This window comes from Azospirillum sp. (genome assembly GCF_035628975.1).
Taxonomy (GTDB): domain Bacteria; phylum Pseudomonadota; class Alphaproteobacteria; order Azospirillales; family Azospirillaceae; genus Azospirillum.
In genome coordinates this window covers 1-20186 of sequence record NZ_DASPIS010000049.1, presented here as the reverse complement: position 1 = coordinate 20186, position 20186 = coordinate 1, and the positions used below count along the sequence as shown (strand labels likewise).

Below are 20186 nucleotides of genomic sequence, written 5' to 3'. Positions count from 1 at the left end.
CGAATCTTCCCACGGCTGTGCTTCCCAGCGTTGCATACCATGGAAGGAGGTTGCTGTCGCGGGGTCTCGACACCAGTATCACTCGGCCGGATCGCTGGCCCTCGCCTTCGGCATCGGTGTTTTGCCGCCATCGCCTGCCCCCATTCATCGGGTATAGTCATCGGCATGTTCACGTTGTCCGCACCGATGCTCCTGCGCGCCTATGCCGCCGGTATCTTCCCGATGGCCGAAAGCGCGGAGTCGCAGGAACTGCACTGGTTCGATCCTGAGCGCCGCGGCATCCTGCCGCTGGACGCCTTCCACGTGCCGCGCAGCCTGCGCAAGACCCTGCGCCGCGGCCCGTTCGAGCTGCGGTTCGACAGCGCCTTCCGCGCGGTGATCGAAGGCTGTGCCGAATCGACGGAGGATCGGCCGAAGACCTGGATCAACGACGACATCGTCCGCCTCTACGGCGAACTGTTCGACGCCGGATTCGCCCACAGCGTGGAATGCTGGCGCGACGGCCGGCTGGTCGGCGGGCTCTACGGGGTGTCGATCGGCGGCGCCTATTTCGGCGAAAGCATGTTCAGCCGCGAGACCGGGGCCAGCAAGGTTGCGCTGGTCCATCTGGTCGCCCGCCTGCGCGCCGCCGGATTCGCCCTGCTCGACACCCAGTTCGTGACCGAGCATCTCTGCCGCTTCGGCGCCGTCGAGATTCCCCGCACCGAATACCGCCGCCGCCTTGCCGCCGCGATGGAGCGCAAGACGGACTTCCACGTGGTGGACCAGCAGGCGGCGCTGGCGGATCTGCTGGAATCGGCAGCCGGTTAAGCGGCCGGGTGGAACACGCCCCCGCATTGGGGGGCCGGCACGCCGGTGGTCGCCGGCAGGCTGAGCGGCAGCCCGAGCCGGCTGCGCACCGCGAGATAGCCAAAGGCTTGGGCTTCCAACGCGTCGCCGTCCCAGCCGACCAGATCGGCCGAGTCGACGGGCACCCCCAGCCGGTCGGCCAGCATCGCCATCAGCGTGGCATTGTGGCGACCGCCGCCGCAGACCAGCCAGCGCACCGGCGGGGCCGGCAGGTGATCCACGACGCGGGCCACCGAGTCGGCGGTGAAGGCGGTCAGGGTCGCGGCGCCGTCGGCTGCAGGCAGGGCGGCCACCGGCGCCGGGTCGAAGGCGTCGCGGTCCAGCGACTTGGGCGCCGGGCGGTCGAACCAGGGATGGGCCATCAGTGCGGCCAGCGCCGGATTGTCCACTTGGCCGGTCGCCGCCAACGCCCCGCCGGCATCGAAGCGGCCGAGGCCATGGCGCAGCACCCAATCGTCGATCAGGGCGTTGCCCGGCCCGGTGTCGCAGGCGACGACCTCCGCCTCTGCCTCCGCCGAACCGTCCGAAGTCTCGGGGCCGATCCAGCTGACATTGGCGACGCCGCCGATATTGAGGATGGCGAGCGGGCGTGGCAGGCCATGCGCCAGCGCGCGGTGGAACAGCGGGACCAGCGGCGCCCCCTGCCCGCCCGCGGCCACATCGGCGCTGCGGAAATCATTGACCACGGCGATGCCGGTCGCCGCAGCCAGCCGGGCGCCGTCGCCGATCTGGCGGGTCAGGCGCCGGTCGGGATCGTGATGGATGGTGTGTCCGTGAAAGCCGATCAGTTCGACCTCGGCCGCCGCGACGCCCGCCTGGTCCAGCAGGCGGCGCACCGCGTCGGCATGGGCGTCGGTCAGCTCGCGCTCCACCGCCGCCACCGGCCCACCGCTGTCGATCCTGCCCAGGCAACCGCGCAGCCGCGCGCGGAAGTTATCGTCATAGGGAATGGTCAGGAAGGAGAGCGCCTCCACCCGGTCGCGCCCGTCGGTGCGCAGCAGGGCGGCGTCGATGCCGTCCATCGATGTGCCGCTCATCAGGCCGACGACGGTCCGCAGCCCCTCCCCGACATTTCCCTCCCGGTTCTTCATCGTCCGCTCCGCGCCCGCCTTGGTGACGGGGCGCAGTCTAGAGTCTGTCGAATGCTAATCAAAGCATCCGACAGACTTCAGGCCTTTGGAGCTAGCTGAGCCAAAGCTGCAGCATCAGCCGATCGCGGTTTGCCGGCGGCACGGCACGGTGGTAGCAGGAGGTGTCCTCCAGGAAGCCGGTGCCGGCCGGCCCCTCCACCAGCAGGATGCGGTCGCGGGCGAATCGGGTGAACAGCTCCTCGTCGCGGGCATTGGCCGAGCCCAGCAGCATGCGCAGCGACTTGCCGTGATGGCTGCCGCGCACCAGCTCATGCTCCCCCGCACCGGGGCTGACGTCGGTCAGGTAGAACTGGGCCGAGCAGAAATGGAAGTCGTGAACGTCGTAATGCCAGTCGATGGTCTGGCCCAGCTGCCGGCGCTCCTCGTCGGTCGCGTCGGTGACGAAGCTCCAGAACAGGCGCGGGATGATCTTGGTCGCGGGGAATCCCAGGAAGGCCCCGGCGCATTCCATCAACAGCGGATCGCGGCAGACCCGTCGCACCGCCGGGCAGTCCAGCGGATCGGGGACGATGCCCATCACCGCGGGCGAGCCGTCGGCAAGCCGGCCCTTGCACACGTCGTGACGGTAGAACATCCGCTCGTCGCGCAGCCGCCGCTGCAGGGGAGAATGGGTGGCGAACTCCACCATCTCCTCCACCATCGCCCAGGGCAGGTCGAAGCCCGTGGCGATCGAGTCGCGACGCAGCTCGGCCAGCGCCCGGTCCACGGTCTGGCCGGCGAACAGGCTGACCGGAAGGGTGGGCAGGGCTACGGGCGGCCCGGCCGGGGCACGCTGCCGCGAGCGGGGGGACAGACGGCGCAAGGCGCTGTAACCGCGCCTGACCGATTCGAAGCGGCCAAGCGCATAATGAAGCTCTCCGGCGACGAGGCGCCGGGCGATGTTCGCAACGTTCATTGATGGTGCATCCCTGGGGCAGCCGAAGGACCAAAACCGCGGTGGGTTGCGCGGCCACTGGTGCGGGAATGCACGGATTGTATGCAGGTTTGGGGCGATTCTAAAAATACCCTTGTGGCGTAAGCCCACGCGCCGGACGAATAGCCGGGGCGGCGGGGCGGCCATCCCGTAGGGTTCATACCGGGAGAAAATGGCACCCCGCCTTCACGCGACAGGTTACAGCGCCTGCACGGCCTTCAGCACCGCCGCGACATGGCCGGTCACCTTCACCTTGCGCCAGACGTTGCGGACCACGCCGTCCTTGTCGATCAGGAAGGTGGCGCGGTCGATGCCCATGTATTTGCGGCCGTACATGCTCTTCTCGACCCAGGTGCCGTAGGCCTCGCAGACGGCGCCGTCGGTGTCGGAGGCGAGCGTGAAGGTCAGCTCATGCTTGGCCTTGAACTTGTCATGGCTGGCGACGCTGTCCTTCGACACGCCGATCACCACCGCATCGACGGCGGAGAAGTCGGGCAGTTGGTCGCGAAAGCCGCAGGCCTCCGACGTGCAGCCCGAGGTATCGTCCTTGGGGTAGAAATACAGAACCACCGGCTTGCCGCGCAGGGCCGACAGGGTGACGCTGCCCCCGCCGTCGGTCGGCATGGTGAAATCCGGGGCGGGCGATCCGACGTCTACGGTCATGGCTGCTCGAATATCCTTCTTCTTGCCGGCGGAGAACCAGCGGGTGAAACCGGCCCTCAGGCCGGAGGCGTGGTCGTGTTGGGTGGGGCCAGACGGCCCGCCGGTTCCTCGACCAGGGCCTTGAAATGACCATGGGCGCGGGCGGCGACGGCACGGATTCTGTGGTCCAGTTCGGGGAAGTCAACAGCGCCAGGCTCAAGCTCATCCGGAAAGGCTGCGCGGACCAGCCCGGCCAGCAGGCTGGGCGACACCTGGTTGGGATCCAGCACCCCGGCGGTGGTCAGTCGCAGGAATCCCTGCACCCGCCGCCAGACGCGCAGCGTCGCCTCCAGATCCGCCGCCACCTCCACATCCAGGGCACCGGTCCGGGCGGCGCATTGCAGCGCCTTGGCGGTGCCGATGTGCAGGATGTCCGGCCGCTCATGACCGAAACGCAGCTGAAGGTACTGGGCGATGAACTCGATGTCGATCAGGCCGCCGCGGGCGTATTTGACGTTCCAGACATTGGTCGTCCCGAACTCCTTCTCGATTCGCCGCCGCATGTCGGCGACGTCCCACAGCAGCCGGTCGGCATCGCGCGGCGCCGTCAGCACCGAGCGGATGGCGGAGCAAACCCGGTCGGCCAGAGCGGGATCGCCGCCGATCACCCGGGCGCGGGTCAGGGCCATATGCTCCCAGGTCCAGGCGTCGGTCGTCTGGTATTTCAGAAAGGCGTCCAGCGAGGTGGCAAGCGGCCCGGCATTGCCAGACGGGCGCAGCCGCATGTCCACCTCGTAGAGCCGCCCATCGCCCATCGGGGCGGTGATGGCGTTGGTCAGCCGCTGGGTCAGCTTGATGTAATACTCGTTGGGCGACAGCGGCTTGGCGCCATCCGACAGGAGAGGGCCGGACAGGCGAGACCCCCCGCCGCCTGCTTGGCCCTGCGCCACGTCGTAGATCACGATCAGGTCGATGTCAGACGTGACGGTCAGCTGCCGGCTGCCCAGCTTGCCCATCGCCACCACCACCCAGGCGCCGCCGGGAATGCGGCCATGGCGCTGGGCGAACTCCTCCTCCACCCGGCGGGCGAGGTCGGGAACGACGATGTCGGCCAGATCGGCCAGGAAGGCGCCGCAGCGGTCGCCGTCGGTGATGCCGCGCAGGATGTGGACCCCGGCGCGGAAGCGCTGATCGTTGGTCCAGCGCCGCGACAGCGTCAGCGCATCCTCGAAATCGCGGGCCGGTGCCATGACGCGGGCATGATCGTCGGCCAACCCGTCCTCCTTGCCCGGAAGCGGGTCGAAGAAGTCCGGCGACAGCACGGCGTCGAGCAGCGACGGGTTGCGCGACAGGGTCTGCGCCATCTGCGGCGCGATGCCCATGATCTCCGCCACCAGTTCCAGCAGCCACGGATTGGCGACGAAGAGGGAGAACAGCCCGACGCCCGCAGGCAGCTTGCCGAGGAAATCGTCGAAGTTCATCAGCGCCGCATCGGGGGCCGGCGTCTTAGCCAGCGCGCTCAGCAGGGCCGGCGTCAGTTCCGTCAGCAGCTCCCGCGCCCGGCCCGACCGGGTGGCGCGGTAGCGGCCGCGGTGCCAGGCCGACACCACGTTGATGACGCGCGCGGCGTCGGCAAAGCCCATGCCGCTCAGCGTCTCCACCGTGCCGGGATCGGGATCGGTGCCGGTGAAGACGAGGTTGCCGGGACCGGAGAGCGACGGCGCTTCCTCGAACAGTTCGGCATAGCGGTCCTCGACCTGCCCCAGCGTCGCCAGCAGCTCCGCCCGGAAGGCATCCGGGTCGTCATAGCCGAGAAATGTCGCCAGATGCGCCACCCCGGCATCGTCGGCGGGAATACGGTGGGTCTGCTGGTCGTCGATCATCTGGATGCGATGTTCGACACGGCGCAGGAAATGATAGGCCCCCGCAAGATCCTCCACCGTCTGGGGCGGCACGCGCCCGACGTCGCGCAGAGCCTCGTTCGCCATCAGCGTCGGGGCGATGCGCACGCGCGGGTCGCGGCCGCCGAAGATCAGCTGCTGGGTCTGGGCGAAGAATTCGATCTCGCGGATGCCGCCACGGCCGACCTTGATGTCGTGACCGTTGACCGTCACCTCGCGGTGGCCCTTGTGGGCGTTGATCTGGCGCTTGATCGAATGGATGTCCTGGATGGCGGCGAAATCCAGGTTGCGGCGCCAGACGAAGGGCTCCAGGAAGCGGATGAAGGAGGCCCCCGCCTCCGGGTCGCCAGCGATCGGGCGGGCCTTGATCATCGCCGCGCGTTCCCAGTTCTGGCCGACGCTGCCGTAATAAATTTCGGCCGCCGAAACGGAAACCGCCAGCGGCGTGGCACCGGGGTCCGGCCTAAGCCGAAGGTCGGTGCGGAAGACGTAGCCGTCCTTGGTGCGTTCATCCATAATGCGGACAAGATCGCGTGCGAGCCTGATGAAGGTTCGCGCGAGGTTGTCCGGCTGGGGCGTCTGCACAACAGCGTCGTCGTACAGGACGATCAGGTCGATGTCGCTGGAATAGTTGAGTTCGCGCCCGCCAAGTTTGCCCATGCCCAACACGATCAGACCTGAGCCGATCCACGGTCGCTGCGGATCCGGCAGCGTCAGCGTCCCCGCCTCCGCGGCACGGCGCAGCAGGAAATTCGCGGCCAATTGGACCCCCGTCTCCGCCAGCTCCGACAGGGCGCCGGTGACGCGGAACAGCGGCCACACGCCGGCGATGTCGGCCAGCGCGATCAGCAGGGCGGCGCGCCGCTTCGCCACCCGCAACCCGGCCATCAGCCGGTCCATAGACTTCTCATCGCCATGCTCGGCATGGAGCGCGGCGATCAGCCCGGCGAAGCTGGCGTCGAACCCGTCCTCCATCACCCGCCGGACGAAGGACAGTTCCCGCGTCAGGATATGGCCGAGATACGGGCTGTTGCCGCACACCGCATCGACCAGTGTACGGCCGGGTTCCGAATCGGCGAAGGCGTCCGCCCAGGCCCGCGTTTCCGGTTCCGCCGCGGCGGCCTGCTGGCGCCAGCGCTCCATCCCCAGCACCGCCTGCGCGGCGTCGAAGGGTTTCGGCAAGGGGGCTGCGAACGGAACGGGGCTGGACATGGGGACGGTCTTTCCTGCTCAAAACATGTGCAGAAAGCTGCACGCGTCGGGAGAGAACGTCAATCGGGCCGATTCGCGCGCCCTCTCCTCCCTTCATGGTGCCCCGTGATCCGGCGCACCGCCAAGATTCTCGGCCTGACGCTGACCGGCATCGGAGCCGTGGCGCTGGCGGCGGGCGGGCTGTTCGCCTGGCGGCTGTCGCAGGGGCCGATCGCGCTCGACCCGCTGATCCCCTATGTCGAAGAGGCGCTGGGCGACCGCGACGGCCGGTTCCGCATCGATGTCGGCGAGCTGGTGCTGTCGCTGGAGGATGAGGACACGCTGGAAAGCGGCGGCGGCGCGCGGCGTCTCGACCTGCGCGCCCGGCGGGTGCAGGCGCTGAACGCCGACGGGGCGGAACTGGCCGCGGTGCCGGAGATGGGCATCGGCTTCTCCGTTGCGGCGCTGCTGCGCGGCACGCTGTCGCCGACGCGCCTCGATCTGGTCAGGCCGCGCCTCAGCGTGCTGCGGCGGGCCGACGGCAGCCTCGCCTTCGATGTGCGGTCCGACACGGAGTCGGTGCAGAAGCGCGAAAGCGACGGCCCCGACCTGCTGGACGAGGCGCTGGACAGCCTGCGCCGGCCGCCCGACATCGACCGGCCGCTGGGGCTGCTGCGCCGGCTGTCGGTGGTGGGAGCCGATCTGCGGATCGAGAACCGCATGCTGGATCTCTCCTGGCATGCGACCCGCGCCGACATGATCCTGACCCGCGACGACCACGGTGCCCAGGGCCGTGCCCGCCTGACCCTCGACCTCGGCACGCAGAACCAGGGGGAAGCGAACCGCCGCCCGGTGACCGTCGCCGCTTCCGGCCATTTCAACCTTGCCGACTCCACCACCGACCTGACCCTGTCCGTCGAAGGCCTGGAGCCGGCGGCGCTGGCGGAGGTCGGGCCGGCGCTGGCGCCGCTGGCCGCGGTGAAGCTGCCGCTGTCGGGCACGGTCACGGCCAAGCTCGATCCGCGGTTCGAGCCGTCGACGCTCGACCTGAACCTGCGCGGCGGTGCCGGCACCGTCACGCTGCCCGCCCTGCGGCCGGAACCGCTCGCCGTGCAGAGCGTGGCCTTGCGCGGCAACCTGGACGTTCCGGGACGGCGGCTGCGCGTGGACGATCTGTCGCTGATGGCGGCGTCTGCGGACGGCGGCGAGCCGCTGGCGCTGAGCGGCCGGGGCGAGCTGACGGAGACCGGCCGGGGGCGCGATCTCCAGGCGTCGCTGTCGCTGACTGCCGGCGGCCGGACCGCCGGGCTGGAGCTGTCGGGGCAGCAGGGACCCGGCAAGGACGGGCGGGCGGCGGCGCGCCTGACCGGCGTCACCCCCGCGGCGCTCGCCGGCATCGCCCCGATGCTGGAGCCGCTGAAGGCCGCCGCCCTGCCGCTGTCCGGCACCGTGGAAATCGCTTTCGATCCGTCCCTGCAGCCGACCTCCGGCAAGGCCGACCTCACCGCCGGCCAAGGCCATCTGCACCGTCCGGACCTGTTCGAAGGGCCCGTGCCTGTCGAGTCGGCCCGGCTGCGCCTGCATGGCGACCGCGACCGCATCGCGCTGGACGGCCTGACGGCGGTTCTGGGCGAGGCCGGCGGGCCGCAGCCGCGTGTCGAAGCCAGCGGCACCGCCCTGCGCCAGGGCGACCGCATGGCGGTGGAGGCGCAGGCGAGCGCGCGCGGCATGGCGCTGGACGAGTTGCGCCGCTACTGGCCGAAGGTTGCCGGCCCCAACGCGCGGGAGTGGGTGACCACCAACCTGTCGCGCGGCACGGTGACGGAGGCGCGCGCCGAGGTGGCGCTGTCGCTGCCGCTCGACCGGCCGGCCGAGCCGGAGATGACGCGCTTCCTGGCGACCATGGCCGGGGAGGACATCAGCGTCCGCTATTTCCACGACCTGACGCCGGTGACCGGCGCCGGGATGGAGGCGACCACCGACGGCAAGACCTTCACCATCCAGACCAAGGGCGGGCGAATCGCCGATCCGAAATCGGGTGACATCGAGATCGGCGACGGCAAGGTGGTGATCGGCGGGCTGGACGTCGGCAAGGAGACGATGGACATCCGCATTCCGGTCCAGGGGCCGGTGCGCTCGATCCTGACCCTGATCGACATGCCGCCGCTGGGCTATCCAACCAAGCTGGAGATGGACCCGAAGCGCACCCAGGGCACGGCGGAAGCGCAGCTTCACTTCGCCTTCCCGCTGCTGGTCGACCTGAAGGTGGAGCAGTTGGACCTGGAAGTGGCCGGCAAGCTGCACAAGGTGGCGGTGGAGAAGGTGGCGGCCGGGATGAACGCCACCGAGGGCGAACTGTCGCTGGCGCTCGACCTCAAGGCCATGCAGATCAAGGGCGCCACCAAACTGGACGGCATCCCCGTCACCGTGGACTGGAACGAGTCGTTCGACAGCGCGGCCAAGGGCCCGCGCACCCGCATCGCGGTGAAGGGCGACGCCACCGCCGACGACCTGCGCGCCCACGGCATCGACCTGGAAGACCGGGTGCAGGGCCCCTTCGGCGCCGACATCCTGTTCACGGTGGACCGCCGCCACAAGCTGGCGCTGACGGCGAACCTGAACCTGGAGAAGACCCGGCTGTCCATCGAGGAACTGGCCTGGGCCAAGCCACCCGGAAAGCCCGGCACCGGCAAGCTGACGCTGGAGTTCGACAAGGACCGCCCGACCCGGATCAGCAACCTGACCGTCGATGCCGGCGGGCTGAAGGCCATCACCAACCTTGAACTGGCCGACGGCGGCAAGCGGGTGGCGCGGGTGCAGACCCCCAGCTTCAAGCTGGGCCAGACCGACCTGCGCGCCGACCTGACCGTTCTGCCGCCGGCGAAGCCCGGCGGTCCGGCCGGCGGCTATGCCGGCACCATCACCGGCAGCAGCCTGGATGCCCGCGGCCTGACCGGCAAGACGCCGTCCGGCGAGGGCGCGGTCACCCCCGACCCGCAGCGGGCGCGGAGCGGCGACGGCCGCAAGACGCCGCTGGACGTCGCCATCAAGTTCGATTCGGTGGTGTTCGGCGAGGGACGCCGGCTGCGGCAGGTCGCCGGAACCATGCGGCGCGACACCGCGGCCTGGACCCTGCTGGACCTCACCGGGCGCAGCGAGGGCGGCGGCGTGTCGATGAAATGGCGGCCGGGGGCGCAGGGGGCCTACGACCTCGCCATCAACGCCGACGATCTGGGCTCCGCCCTGCAGGCGACGGACCTGAACGACCGCATGCGCGGCGGCCGGCTGACCCTCTCCGGCCGGTCGGTGGAACCGCGGGCGGATGCCGCCATCGTCGGCAAGGCGGAAATCCTCGATTACACGCTGCTCGACGTGCCCGCCCTGGCGCGCATCCTCAACGCCATCTCGCCATCAGGATTCGCCGAGCTGCTGGGCGGCGGCAAGGGCGTCAATTTCGGCCGCATGTCGGCGGAGTTCCGCAAGGAGGGCCGCCTGCTGACCCTGAAGGACCTGCGCACCTCGGGTTCGGCGCTCGGCCTGACGCTCGAGGGACAGGTCGATCTGGAGACCGAGACCGCCAACCTCCGCGGCACCATCGTTCCGGTCTATGGCCTCAACCGCCTGATCGGCCAAATCCCGCTGCTGGGCGACGTGCTGAGCGGCGGCGAGGGCCAGGGCATCTTCTCCGCCACCTGGCATGTCCAGGGGCCGCTGTCCGACCCCGACGTGTCGGTCAACCCGCTGGCGGTGCTGGCGCCGGGCTTCCTGCGCAACCTGTTCTTCCTGGGCGGCGACGGGACGCCGACGCCGGACAACAGGCCGCCGCCGGAGGCGCATACGCGGTGAGAGGGAAGTGGTCGCGCGGCTTGCCCCCTCCCCATCCCTCCCCCGCCCTCGGCCGGCCAAAGGCCGGTCCGATCGCGGGAGAGGGGGTAGGAACTTTGCGGGAGTTCAGCGGCAGTCCCCTCTCCCACCGAAGGTGGGGGAGGGTTAGGGAGGGGGCAACGGCACGTTACCCCCAAGCACTCACCCCATTTTCACCAGCACATGCCGCTTCTTGCCGGCGCTGAGCTTCACCACGCCGTCCGCGTTCAGATCCGCCGTCGTCGCCTTCGCCGTCTCGTCCGCGATCGGCCCGTCGTTCAGCTTGGCGCCGCCGCCCTTGATCAGCCGGCGCGCCTCGCCCTTCGACGCCGCCAGACCGGCGGACACCAGCAGATCGACCACCGGCATCCCGGCTTCCAGCTCGGCGCGGGCGACCTCGATGCTGGGCAGGCCTTCGGCCGCGGCCCCTTCCTCGAAGGCGCGGCGGGCGGTCTCGGCGGCTTCGAGCGCGGCTTCCTCGCCATGGGCGAGCTTGGTCACCTCGTTGGCGAGGATCTTCTTGGCCTCGTTGATCTCGGCGCCCTGCAGGTTTTCCAGACGGGCGACCTCATCCAGCGGCAGTTCGGTGTAGAGGCGCAGGAAGCGGCCGACGTCGGCATCCTCGGTGTTGCGCCAATACTGCCAGAAATCGTAGCTGCTGAGCTTGTCGGCGGTCAGCCACACCGCACCGGCGGCGGTCTTGCCCATCTTGGCGCCCGACGACGTGGTCAGCAGCGGCGTGGTCAGGCCGAACAGCTCCGCCCCGTCGGTGCGGCGGCCGAGCTCGACGCCGTTGACGATGTTGCCCCACTGGTCCGACCCGCCCATCTGCAAGCTGCAGCCGTAGCGGCGCTTCAGCTCCACGAAATCGTAGGCCTGGAGAATCATGTAGTTGAATTCCAGGAAGGTCAGCGGCTGCTCGCGGTCCAGCCGCAGCTTGACCGATTCGAAGGACAGCATGCGGTTGATGGTGAAATGGCGGCCGATGTCGCGCAGCAGCGGGATGTATTTCAACTCGTCCAGCCAGTCGGCATTGTTCGCCATCACCGCATCGGTCGGCCCGTCCCCGAAGGTCAGATAGCGGCCGAAGATGCGCTTGATGCCCGCCATGTTGCCGGCGATCACCTCGTCGGTCAGCAATTGGCGCGCCTCGTCCTTGCCGGACGGATCGCCGATCTTGGTGGTGCCGCCGCCCATCAGGACGATCGGCTTGTGGCCGGTCTTCTGCAGCCAGCGCAGCATCATGATCGGCAGCAGGCTGCCGACATGCAGGCTGTCGGCGGTGCAGTCGAAGCCGATATAGGCGACGATCGGCCCCTTCTGCGCCCGCTCGTCCAGCGTGGCGAGATCGGTGCACTGATGGATGAATCCGCGCTCCTGCAGGGTGCGCAGAAACTCCGAGGCGGGGGCCGAGGAGGAGGTCGTCGTCATGGCCGCAATCCGGCTGTCGTTGGAAAGAAGGGCGGAGAAATCCCGCGGTCTGTTAGCACGGAACGGCCCCTGCCTCAATGCGGCGGCCCGATTGCGTGGGGGGGAACCGGCAAGCGGACGGGCCTGTTCTCCCGCTCAAGCATCGCTGCGCCGGCGCAAGTCAAAAACCGCAATCCGGGGCGGGGAATTCACTGCAATCCTCTCCAATCGCAATTGACATTGATTCGCAAAACAGGGAAGTGGCCTTGACTGTATTTTGGGCATCCGGAATCCGGTCCAATTGATAGTGACTATCAACTACATCTTTATCCGAAAGGGATATTTTTATTGTGCGAGTCCTTCGGTTGTGCCAAGGTGCGACAAATCGTCTATTTCGGAGAATCCTGCCATGCAAGGCGATCAAGGGGTCCTGGACCGTTTGAACAAGCTGCTCACCGGCGAGTTGAGCGCGGCCGACCAGTATCTGTCCCACGCGCGGTCGATGGAGGACATGGGCCTCAAGGCGCTGAGCGAGCGCATCTCGCACGAGCGGGTGGAAGAGCTGGAGCATGCCGATAAGCTGATCCGCCGCATCCTGTTCCTGGAAGGCACGCCCGACGTCGCCAGCCGCGACCCGATTCACATCGGCAAGACCGTTCCGGAGATGATGCGGAACGACCTGAACCTGGAATATGAGGTGGTGGCCGCCCTGAAGGAGGCAATCGCCTATTGCGAGCAGGTGAAGGATTACGACACCCGCCGCATCCTACTGGAACTGCTGGTCGACACGGAAGAGGACCATGCCCACTGGCTGGAACAGCAGCTCGGCCTGATCGACATGCTCGGTCTGCAGAACTATCTGCAGTCGGCCATGGGCGGCTTCCCGAGCTGAGCGGAGGACGGATCATGAAAGGCAACAGCGACGTCATCGCCCAGCTGCAGATCGTCCTGAAGGACCAGCTGACCCAGATCAACCAGTATTTCCTGCACGCCCGCATGCTGAAGAACTGGGGCGTCAAGGCGCTGGGCAAGTGGGAGTATCACGCCTCGATCGAGGTGATGAAGAGCGCGGACGAGATCATCGAACGCATCCTCTTCATCGAGGCGATCCCCAACCTGCAGGATCTGGGCAAGCTGCACATCGGCGAGAATGTGCAGGAAATCCTGTCCAGCGACCTCGCCGCCGAGCAGGAAGCCCGCGACCGCATCGCCCACGCCATCGCCGTGTGCGAGGAGAAGGCCGACTACGTGTCGCGCGACGAACTGTCCGAACTGCTGGAAGCGTCGGAGGAGCGCATCGACTATCTGGAAACCCAGTTGAGCCTGATCGACGACATCGGTCTGGCCAACTACATCCAGTCGGCGATGGGCGAGATCAAGGACTGAGTGGGATTGGGGGCTGTCGGCTGACGATACCCCCTCCCCATCCCTCCCCCGCTTCGCGGGAGAGGGGGCAGGACGCTTGTCAGCGTGACTTAACTGCCGAAGCGGCGGAGTTCCCTCTCCCGCGTTAGCGGGGGAGGGTTAGGGAGGGGGCAATCACTGCAACAGCCCCTTCCCCCTCAAACCCGCCCCAAAATTTCCTCGGCCAGCGCCTGCATCTCCGCCGCCGCCTGCGTCTTGCGCGCGGCCTCCGTCACCGACAGGCCGGTCATCAGCGTGCCGGCATAGGCGGTGCGGTTTCCGACCTGCGCAATCGCCAGTTCGACCGTCGGCGGGGCGACCAGTTCATGCACCTTGGCGATCAGCTCGTCGGCAATGCGGGCGCGCGGCGGAACCCGGTTCAGCACCAGCAGCAGACGACGCTTCTCCTGCCCGGCCAGATCGATGGTCGGGTGGACCGCCCACAGATCCATCGGGCTCGGCTGCACCGGGGCGATCACCAGCGTGGCGGCGCGGACGGCGATGCGCGCCTCCGTCTGTGCATGGGGCGGACTGTCGACCACCACGATGTCATGGCTTCTCGCCAGCTTCTCCACCTCCGCCTGGGTGCGCCAGCCGGTGATCTGTACATGGGTGAAGCCGGGCTGACCACCGGTGGCCTCGGCCCGGACGGCGTGCCAGCGGGTCAGGCTGCCCTGCGGGTCGATGTCGACGGTGGCGACCTTGTATCCAAGCTGCGCCCAGGCGATGGCGAGGTGTGCGGCCAGCGTGGTCTTGCCGGCGCCGCCTTTCTGCTGCGCCACGGTGAAGACCTTGCCCGTCATGCCCGCACCCATCATGTTGTGTTCGGTGATTGCGCACTCCCCTCATAACCTTGGGCATGGCACCGGTGCAACCGCGCGAATTGACCCCCATCATGATTGACAGGTTTGCCGCACGGGCTAGAAAGACGCCGTGACCGACCATTCCGCACCCGATACCGGTGAAAAGCGCCCGGCGCTGATCCCGGCCACCCCCGCCGGCATTGCCCGCGCGGCCGAGCTGCTGCGCGCCGGCCGTCTGGTCGCCTTCCCGACCGAGACGGTCTATGGCCTGGGCGCCGACGCCACCGACGACCGCGCCGTGGCCGCCATCTTCGCCGCCAAGGGCCGGCCGCAGTTCAATCCGCTGATCGTCCATGTCCCCGATCTGGCCGCCGCCCACTCCTGGGGCCTGTTCGACGACCGCGCCCACGATCTGGCGACGCAGTTCTGGCCAGGCCCGCTGACCATGGTCGTGCCGCGCCCGGCCAACTCCGCGCTGTCGCTGCTGGTCAGCGCCGGGCTGGACAGCATCGCCATCCGCGTGCCCAACCACCCGGTGGCCCAGGCCATCCTGCGCGCCGCCGGCAAGCCGATCGCAGCGCCCAGCGCCAACCGCTCCGGCGCCGTCAGCCCGACCACGCCGCACCATGTGCTGGAAAGCTTGGGCGACCGGGTCGACGCCATCGTCACCGGCGGCAAATGCATGGTCGGGCTGGAGTCCACCGTCATCGACCTGACCGGCCCGGAGGCCGTGCTGCTGCGCCCCGGCGCCGTGCTGCCCGACGAGATGGAGCGGCTGATCGGCCCGGTCCGCCTGTCGGCCGGCGATCCGATGGCGCCCAAGTCGCCCGGCCAGCTGGAAAGCCACTACGCGCCCAACGCCGCGGTGCGCCTCAACGCCTCCTCGGCGGAAGAGGACGAGGCCTTCCTGACCTTCGGCCCCGACCGTTTCGTCTTCGGCGGCACCACCCGCCTGAACCTGAGCCTGGAAGGCGACCTGAACGAGGCCGCGGCCAACCTGTTCTCCCACCTGCGCAGCCTGGACCAGAGCGGCGCCCGCCGCATCGCCGTGATGCCGATCCCGGAGGTCGGTCTGGGCATGGCGATCAACGACCGCCTGCGCCGCGCCGCCGCGCCGCGGAGCTGACGAGCCGCGTGGCGGCTGGTCTGCGCAACAGTTGCATGGAAATGGGGGCGGCTAGATTGTAGAAGTGTCGCGTTTGGCCCCCTCCCCAACCCTCCCCCGCCTGTCGGCAGTGGAGGGAGCAGGCCCCCTCTCCCGCGAAGCGGGGGAGGGTTGGGGAGGGGGCCATTGGCCTTTCCACCTGCCGGACCCCGCGCCATGACCAACATCGCCGCCGCCCTCGACCAGATCCGCGCCATCGTCGGCCCGTCCGGCATTCTCACCGACGCCGCCGACATGGCGCCCTACCTGTCGGAATGGCGCGGGCGCTTCAAGGGCAACAGCCCGGCGGTGGTCCGCCCGGCCAGCACCGAGGAAGTCGCGGCGGTCGTCAAGGTCTGCGCCGAGGCCGGCATCCCCATCGTGCCCCAGGGCGGCAACACCAGCCTCGTCGGTGGCTCGATCCCCTATGAGGAGGGGCGCGAGATCGTGCTCAGCCTGTCGCGCATGAACCGCATCCGCGACATCGACACGCTGAACTACACCATGACGGTGGAGGCCGGCGTGGTGCTGACCAGCATCCAGGAGGCCGCGGCCGACGCCGACCGCCTGTTCCCGCTCAGCCTGGGGGCGGAGGGCACGGCGCAGATCGGCGGCCTGATCTCCACCAATGCCGGCGGCATCAACGTCCTGCGCTACGGCAACACCCGCGACCTCGTTCTGGGGCTCGAGGTGGTGCTGGCCGACGGCCGCGTCTGGGACGGCATGCGCCGGCTGCGCAAGAACAACACCGGCTACGACCTGAAGAACCTGTTCGTCGGCGCCGAGGGCACGCTGGGCATCGTCACCGCCGCGGTGCTGAAGCTGTTCCCGCGCCCGCGCCAGTCGATCACCGCCTTCGTCGCCGTGCCCAGCCCCGCCGCCGCCATCGAGCTGCTGGCCCGCCTGCGCGCCGCCTCGGGCGACGCCGTGTCGGCCTTCGAGCTGATGTCGCGCCGCTGCCTGGACTTCGCCCTTCGCCATGTCGCCGGCACCATCGACCCGCTGTCGGAGCCGTCGCCCTGGTATGTCCTGACCGAGCTGACCGCCGGCACCCAGTCCGACGCCTTCCAGGAGACGGTGGAGACCGCGCTGGGCGAGGCGTTCGAGGCGGAACTGGCGACCGACGCCACGCTGGCCCAGTCGGACGCCCAGGCCAAGCAGCTGTGGTTCATCCGCGAAGCCATCGTCGAAGCGCAGAAGTTCGAAGGCGGCTCGATCAAGAACGACGTGTCGATCCCGGTTTCCCGCGTCGCCGAGTTCCTCGAACTGGCCGAAGCGGCGGTGGCGCAGGCCTGCCCCGGCATTCGCCCGACCCCCTTCGGCCATGTCGGCGATGGAAACATCCACTTCAACCTCAGCCAGCCCGAGGGTGCCGACACCAAGGCCTATCTCGACCGCTGGGACGAGATTTGCCACGTCGTGAACGAGGTGATCTTCAAGCTCGACGGCTCCATCTCCGCCGAACATGGCGTCGGCCGCTTCAAGAAGGACGAGATGCCGGTGATCAAGGGGCCGGTGGAGTTCGACATGTTGCGCGCCATCAAGGCGACGCTCGATCCCAAGGGCCTGCTGAACCCCGGCAAGATGCTGCCGTAAGGGCTTAGCGCGATAGAATGTTGCGGGGGACAGGCTTGCGGCGAAAGACGTATGGCCGCGCTTGTCCCCGGCGCGACACAAGGCTATGGTGCGGCCTCCGATTGTTCTGCGCCTGTCGTACCGCGAGAGAGAGTTTTTCCGATGTCCAAGCCGCGCACTCTGTTCGACAAGATTTGGGACAGCCACGTCGTGCATCGCCAGGACGACGGCACCTGCATCCTCTACATCGACCGCCATCTGGTCCATGAAGTGACCAGTCCGCAGGCGTTCGAAGGACTGCGCGTCGCCGGCCGCAAGGTGCGGCGTCCGGAAGCCACTCTCGCCGTCCCCGACCACAACGTCCCCACCACCGACCGCTCCAAGGGCATCGTGGAGGAGGAAAGCCGGATCCAGGTGGAGACGCTGGACAAGAACGCCCGCGACTTCGGCGTTCGTTACTTCCCGATGGACGACGTCCGCCAGGGCATCGTGCACATCGTCGGCCCGGAACAGGGCTTCACCCTGCCCGGCGCCACCATCGTCTGCGGCGACAGCCACACCGCCACGCATGGTGCCTTCGGCGCCCTGGCCTTCGGCATCGGCACGTCGGAGGTGGAGCATGTGCTGGCCACCCAGACCCTGCTGCAGAAGCCGGCAAAGAACATGCTGATCCGCGTGGACGGCAAGGTGAACCCGGGCGTCACCGCCAAGGACATCGTGCTGGCCATCATCGGCCGGATCGGCACCGCCGGCGGCACCGGCTACGTCATCGAATTCGCGGGCGAAGCCATCCGCGACCTGTCGATGGAAGGCCGCATGACCGTCTGCAACATGGCGATCGAAGGCGGCGCCCGCGCCGGCCTGATCGCCCCGGACGAGAAGACCTTCGCCTATGTCCAGGGCCGCGCCCTGGCCCCGAAAGCCGGCGCCTGGGAGCAGGCCGTCCAGTACTGGAAGACGCTGCCGTCGGACGAGGGCGCGGTTTATGACGCCACCGTCGTGCTGAACGCCGCCGACATCGTTCCGCAGGTCACCTGGGGCACCAGCCCGGAAGACGTGCTGCCGATCACCGCGACCGTGCCGAACCCGGCCGAGATCGCCGACGCCGGCAAGCGTGCCGCCGTCGAGCGCTCGCTCGCCTACATGGGCCTGACCCCCGGCCAGCCGCTGACCGAGGTGAAGGTGGACACCGTCTTCATCGGCTCCTGCACCAACGGCCGCATCGAAGACCTGCGCGCCGCCGCCGAGGTCGCCAAGGGCCGCAAGGTCGCCGAGGGCGTCCGCGCCCTGGTGGTCCCCGGTTCGGGTCTGGTCAAGGAGCAGGCCGAGGAAGAGGGCCTGGACAAGATCTTCACCGAGGCCGGCTTCGAGTGGCGGGAGCCGGGCTGCTCCATGTGCCTGGCGATGAACGCCGATCGTCTGTCTCCCGGCGAGCGCAGCGCCTCGACCTCCAACCGCAACTTCGAAGGCCGTCAGGGCCGCGGCGGCCGCACCCATCTCGTCAGCCCGGCGATGGCCGTGGCGGCGGCGGTGACGGGGCATCTGGCGGACGTGCGCGCGCTGTAAGGGGCTGTTTGCCCCCTCCCTAACCCTCCCCCGCTCTCGCGGGAGAGGGGACTGCCGCCGCGCTGCAAACTCCCCCTCTCCCGCCGAAGGCGGGGGAGGGAGGGACCCGCGAAGCGGGAGGGAGGGGGCACCCACAGCGAACCCCCCTAATCCCCCCTCCCCCGCGCCTGCCCCAACAGCCCCTGCGGCCGATAGATCAGGAACAGCGTCAGCAGCCCGAACGCCACGATGTCCTTGTAGGCGATGGCGAAGTACGCTGACCAGAAGGTCTCCACCAGCCCCAGCAGGGCACCGCCGAGCATCGCCCCCGGCACCGAGCCGATGCCGCCGACCACCGCCGCGGCCAGCGCCTTGAAGCCGATCAGGTAGCCGGTGAAGAAGTTCACCCCACCGTAATACAGCGCGATCACCGCCCCCGCTGCCGCGGCCAATCCGCCACCGATGGCGAAGGTCGCCGCCACCGTGCGGTTGACGTCCACCCCCACCAATTCCGCCGCCGCGATGTCATCGGTGCAGGCGCGATGCGCCCGGCCGAAGGCGGTGCGCTGCATGATCCCCCACAACAGGGCATAGAGCCCGCCGGTCAGCGCCAGGATCGCCAACTGCGCCGTCAGCGCGGTGACGGTGAAGGCGCCGTCGCTCAGCAGGTCGTGGCGGCCGGTCAGTACCGGCGCCGGCCACCAGTCGCGGGCGCCATGCAGCAGCCGCACCCCCTCCTGATAGGCGATGGACAACCCGACCGCGACGATCAGCGGCGTGTGGCTGCGCACCCCGCGCAGGCGGCGGAACACCAGCCGGTCCATCGTCCAGCCCTGCACCGCGGTGAAGCCCATCGCCAGCACCAGCACGCCCAGCAAAGCCGGCGGCCATGTCGCCCAGCCGGCCATGCCCAGCCCGGCCGCCGCCATCGCCGTCAGCATGGCGCCGAGCATCGTCAGTTCCCCCATCGCCAGATTGATCTGGCCGAGAATGGCGTAGACCAGCGTGTAGCCCAGCGCCAGCAGCCCGTAGACGCAGGCGACGGTGGCGGCGTTGACGATCTGCTGGATCAGGAACAGGACGGGCGTCCAACGGGTCGGCGGCGCACGCTCCACCGCCGCGCCTGCCCCTCCGGCATCGCGCGGCGGCTTGATGCGCAGCCACTGCTGCAGCATGGCGAAGCGCATGTCGGTCAGCCAGCCGGTGCGGTCGGTCGCCACAGAAACGAGCGTCCGCCGCCCCTCCTCCATGCCGGTTCCGGCGAAGCGGCAGGCGATCCAGTGGCGCTGGTCGCCGCTGCGGTAATCGATGCGCAGAACCCGCCGGTCCTCGGCGTAAGAGCGGGTGGACAGTTCGGTGACGGGACCGGGTTCGAAGGCCGGGATCAGTTTCCGGCACAGGATATCCTGGTCGGCATCGATGCCGCACCCGGTGAGCACCAGCAGGACGAGGCACAACAGCGGCAGGATGCGGAGCACGGAACCGCCCGGTCAGGTGGGACGGTTCAGCCTACCGACAATTTGGGAGGGTGGGAAGGTGCTCGCGCGGGTGGCCCCATCCAACACACGTGCCCCCTCCCCATCCCTCCCCCGCTTCGCGGGAGAGGGGGTAGGAGCTTTGCGGGAGCATTTTTGCAATGGAGCGGCGGCAGTCCCCCAGGGTCATCGCATTTGGCCGAGGATTGATCTGGCGAAATCGTCGGACCATCCTGAGCGTTTGCGCTTGCGTCGGATGGAGACGTCTGGGCGTGCTCGGTTTAAGACGTTGAGGGCGATCTTGCGCAGTGTGGCGAGG

14 protein-coding genes and 1 pseudogene are annotated in these 20186 nt (G+C 68.8%); 7 read left to right on the top strand and 8 right to left on the bottom strand.

Annotated elements, in window-relative coordinates:
- Positions 1-165 precede the first annotated feature (165 nt).
- The gene (aat, locus tag VD964_RS10670; protein ID WP_324868379.1) at positions 166-810 is read left to right on the top strand and encodes a leucyl/phenylalanyl-tRNA--protein transferase; all 645 of its coding nucleotides are present in this window, start codon (positions 166-168) and stop codon (positions 808-810) included.
- Here aat and VD964_RS10665 read toward each other — a convergent pair.
- The 4 genes from VD964_RS10665 to VD964_RS10650 all read right to left on the bottom strand — a co-directional run bounded on the left by VD964_RS10665 (position 807) and on the right by VD964_RS10650 (position 6668).
- Positions 807-1940, bottom strand: a complete 1134-nt coding sequence (locus VD964_RS10665) for an anhydro-N-acetylmuramic acid kinase (RefSeq protein ID WP_324868377.1) — start codon at positions 1938-1940, stop codon at positions 807-809. The two genes, aat and VD964_RS10665, sit on opposite strands and share 4 nt — an antisense overlap.
- 91 nt (positions 1941-2031) lie before the next feature.
- Positions 2032-2895 (bottom strand): hypothetical protein, encoded by an 864-nt coding sequence (locus VD964_RS10660; protein WP_324868375.1) that lies wholly within the window; start codon positions 2893-2895, stop codon positions 2032-2034.
- A 216-nt stretch (positions 2896-3111) separates the two neighbouring features.
- The gene (gene bcp / locus VD964_RS10655) at positions 3112-3576 is read right to left on the bottom strand and encodes a thioredoxin-dependent thiol peroxidase (protein WP_109150874.1); all 465 of its coding nucleotides are present in this window, start codon (positions 3574-3576) and stop codon (positions 3112-3114) included.
- A gap of 56 nt (positions 3577-3632) precedes the next feature.
- Entirely contained in the window at positions 3633-6668 is a 3036-nt protein-coding gene (locus VD964_RS10650; RefSeq protein WP_324868372.1) for a bifunctional [glutamine synthetase] adenylyltransferase/[glutamine synthetase]-adenylyl-L-tyrosine phosphorylase, read from the bottom strand.
- Between the two features lie 105 nt (positions 6669-6773).
- On the opposite strand from VD964_RS10650, the gene VD964_RS10645 reads away from it, so the two are divergent.
- Positions 6774-10493 (top strand): AsmA-like C-terminal domain-containing protein, encoded by a 3720-nt coding sequence (locus VD964_RS10645; protein ID WP_324868370.1) that lies wholly within the window; start codon positions 6774-6776, stop codon positions 10491-10493.
- Positions 10494-10673: 180 nt separating this feature from the next.
- Here the strand turns inward: VD964_RS10645 and tyrS are convergent, their stop codons facing one another.
- Positions 10674-11942 carry a tyrosine--tRNA ligase gene (gene tyrS / locus VD964_RS10640; RefSeq protein ID WP_324868368.1) on the bottom strand — a complete coding sequence of 423 codons (1269 nt, stop codon included), beginning with the start codon at positions 11940-11942 and terminating at the stop codon, positions 10674-10676.
- Positions 11943-12330: 388 nt separating this feature from the next.
- Here tyrS and bfr (VD964_RS10635) point away from each other — a divergent pair, with 388 nt between their 5' ends.
- A complete protein-coding gene (gene bfr / locus VD964_RS10635) occupies positions 12331-12813 on the top strand; it encodes a bacterioferritin (RefSeq protein WP_324868365.1) in 483 nt (160 codons plus the stop codon).
- A gap of 14 nt (positions 12814-12827) precedes the next feature.
- On the top strand, positions 12828-13307 hold the full coding sequence (bfr, locus tag VD964_RS10630) for a bacterioferritin (protein ID WP_324868363.1): 480 nt from the start codon (positions 12828-12830) through the stop codon (positions 13305-13307).
- Positions 13308-13483: 176 nt separating this feature from the next.
- On the opposite strand, the gene parA is transcribed toward bfr (VD964_RS10630), so the two are convergent.
- The gene (gene parA, locus VD964_RS10625) at positions 13484-14128 is read right to left on the bottom strand and encodes a ParA family partition ATPase (RefSeq protein ID WP_324868361.1); all 645 of its coding nucleotides are present in this window, start codon (positions 14126-14128) and stop codon (positions 13484-13486) included.
- Between the two features lie 130 nt (positions 14129-14258).
- Here parA and VD964_RS10620 point away from each other — a divergent pair, with 130 nt between their 5' ends.
- The 3 genes from VD964_RS10620 (at position 14259) to leuC (ending at position 18413) form a co-directional block, all read left to right on the top strand.
- The gene (locus tag VD964_RS10620) at positions 14259-15254 is read left to right on the top strand and encodes an L-threonylcarbamoyladenylate synthase (RefSeq protein ID WP_324868359.1); all 996 of its coding nucleotides are present in this window, start codon (positions 14259-14261) and stop codon (positions 15252-15254) included.
- Between the two features lie 195 nt (positions 15255-15449).
- Positions 15450-16868 carry an FAD-binding oxidoreductase gene (locus VD964_RS10615; RefSeq protein WP_324868357.1) on the top strand — a complete coding sequence of 473 codons (1419 nt, stop codon included), beginning with the start codon at positions 15450-15452 and terminating at the stop codon, positions 16866-16868.
- 141 nt (positions 16869-17009) lie between these two features.
- Positions 17010-18413, top strand: a complete 1404-nt coding sequence (leuC, locus tag VD964_RS10610) for a 3-isopropylmalate dehydratase large subunit (RefSeq protein WP_324868355.1) — start codon at positions 17010-17012, stop codon at positions 18411-18413.
- 146 nt (positions 18414-18559) lie between these two features.
- Here the strand turns inward: leuC and VD964_RS10605 are convergent, their stop codons facing one another.
- Complete coding sequence (locus tag VD964_RS10605; protein ID WP_324868353.1) at positions 18560-19870, bottom strand: branched-chain amino acid ABC transporter permease; 1311 nt, start codon at positions 19868-19870, stop codon at positions 18560-18562.
- 183 nt (positions 19871-20053) lie between these two features.
- Positions 20054-20186 (bottom strand): annotated as a pseudogene (locus tag VD964_RS10600) (ISAs1 family transposase); the annotation flags it as partial.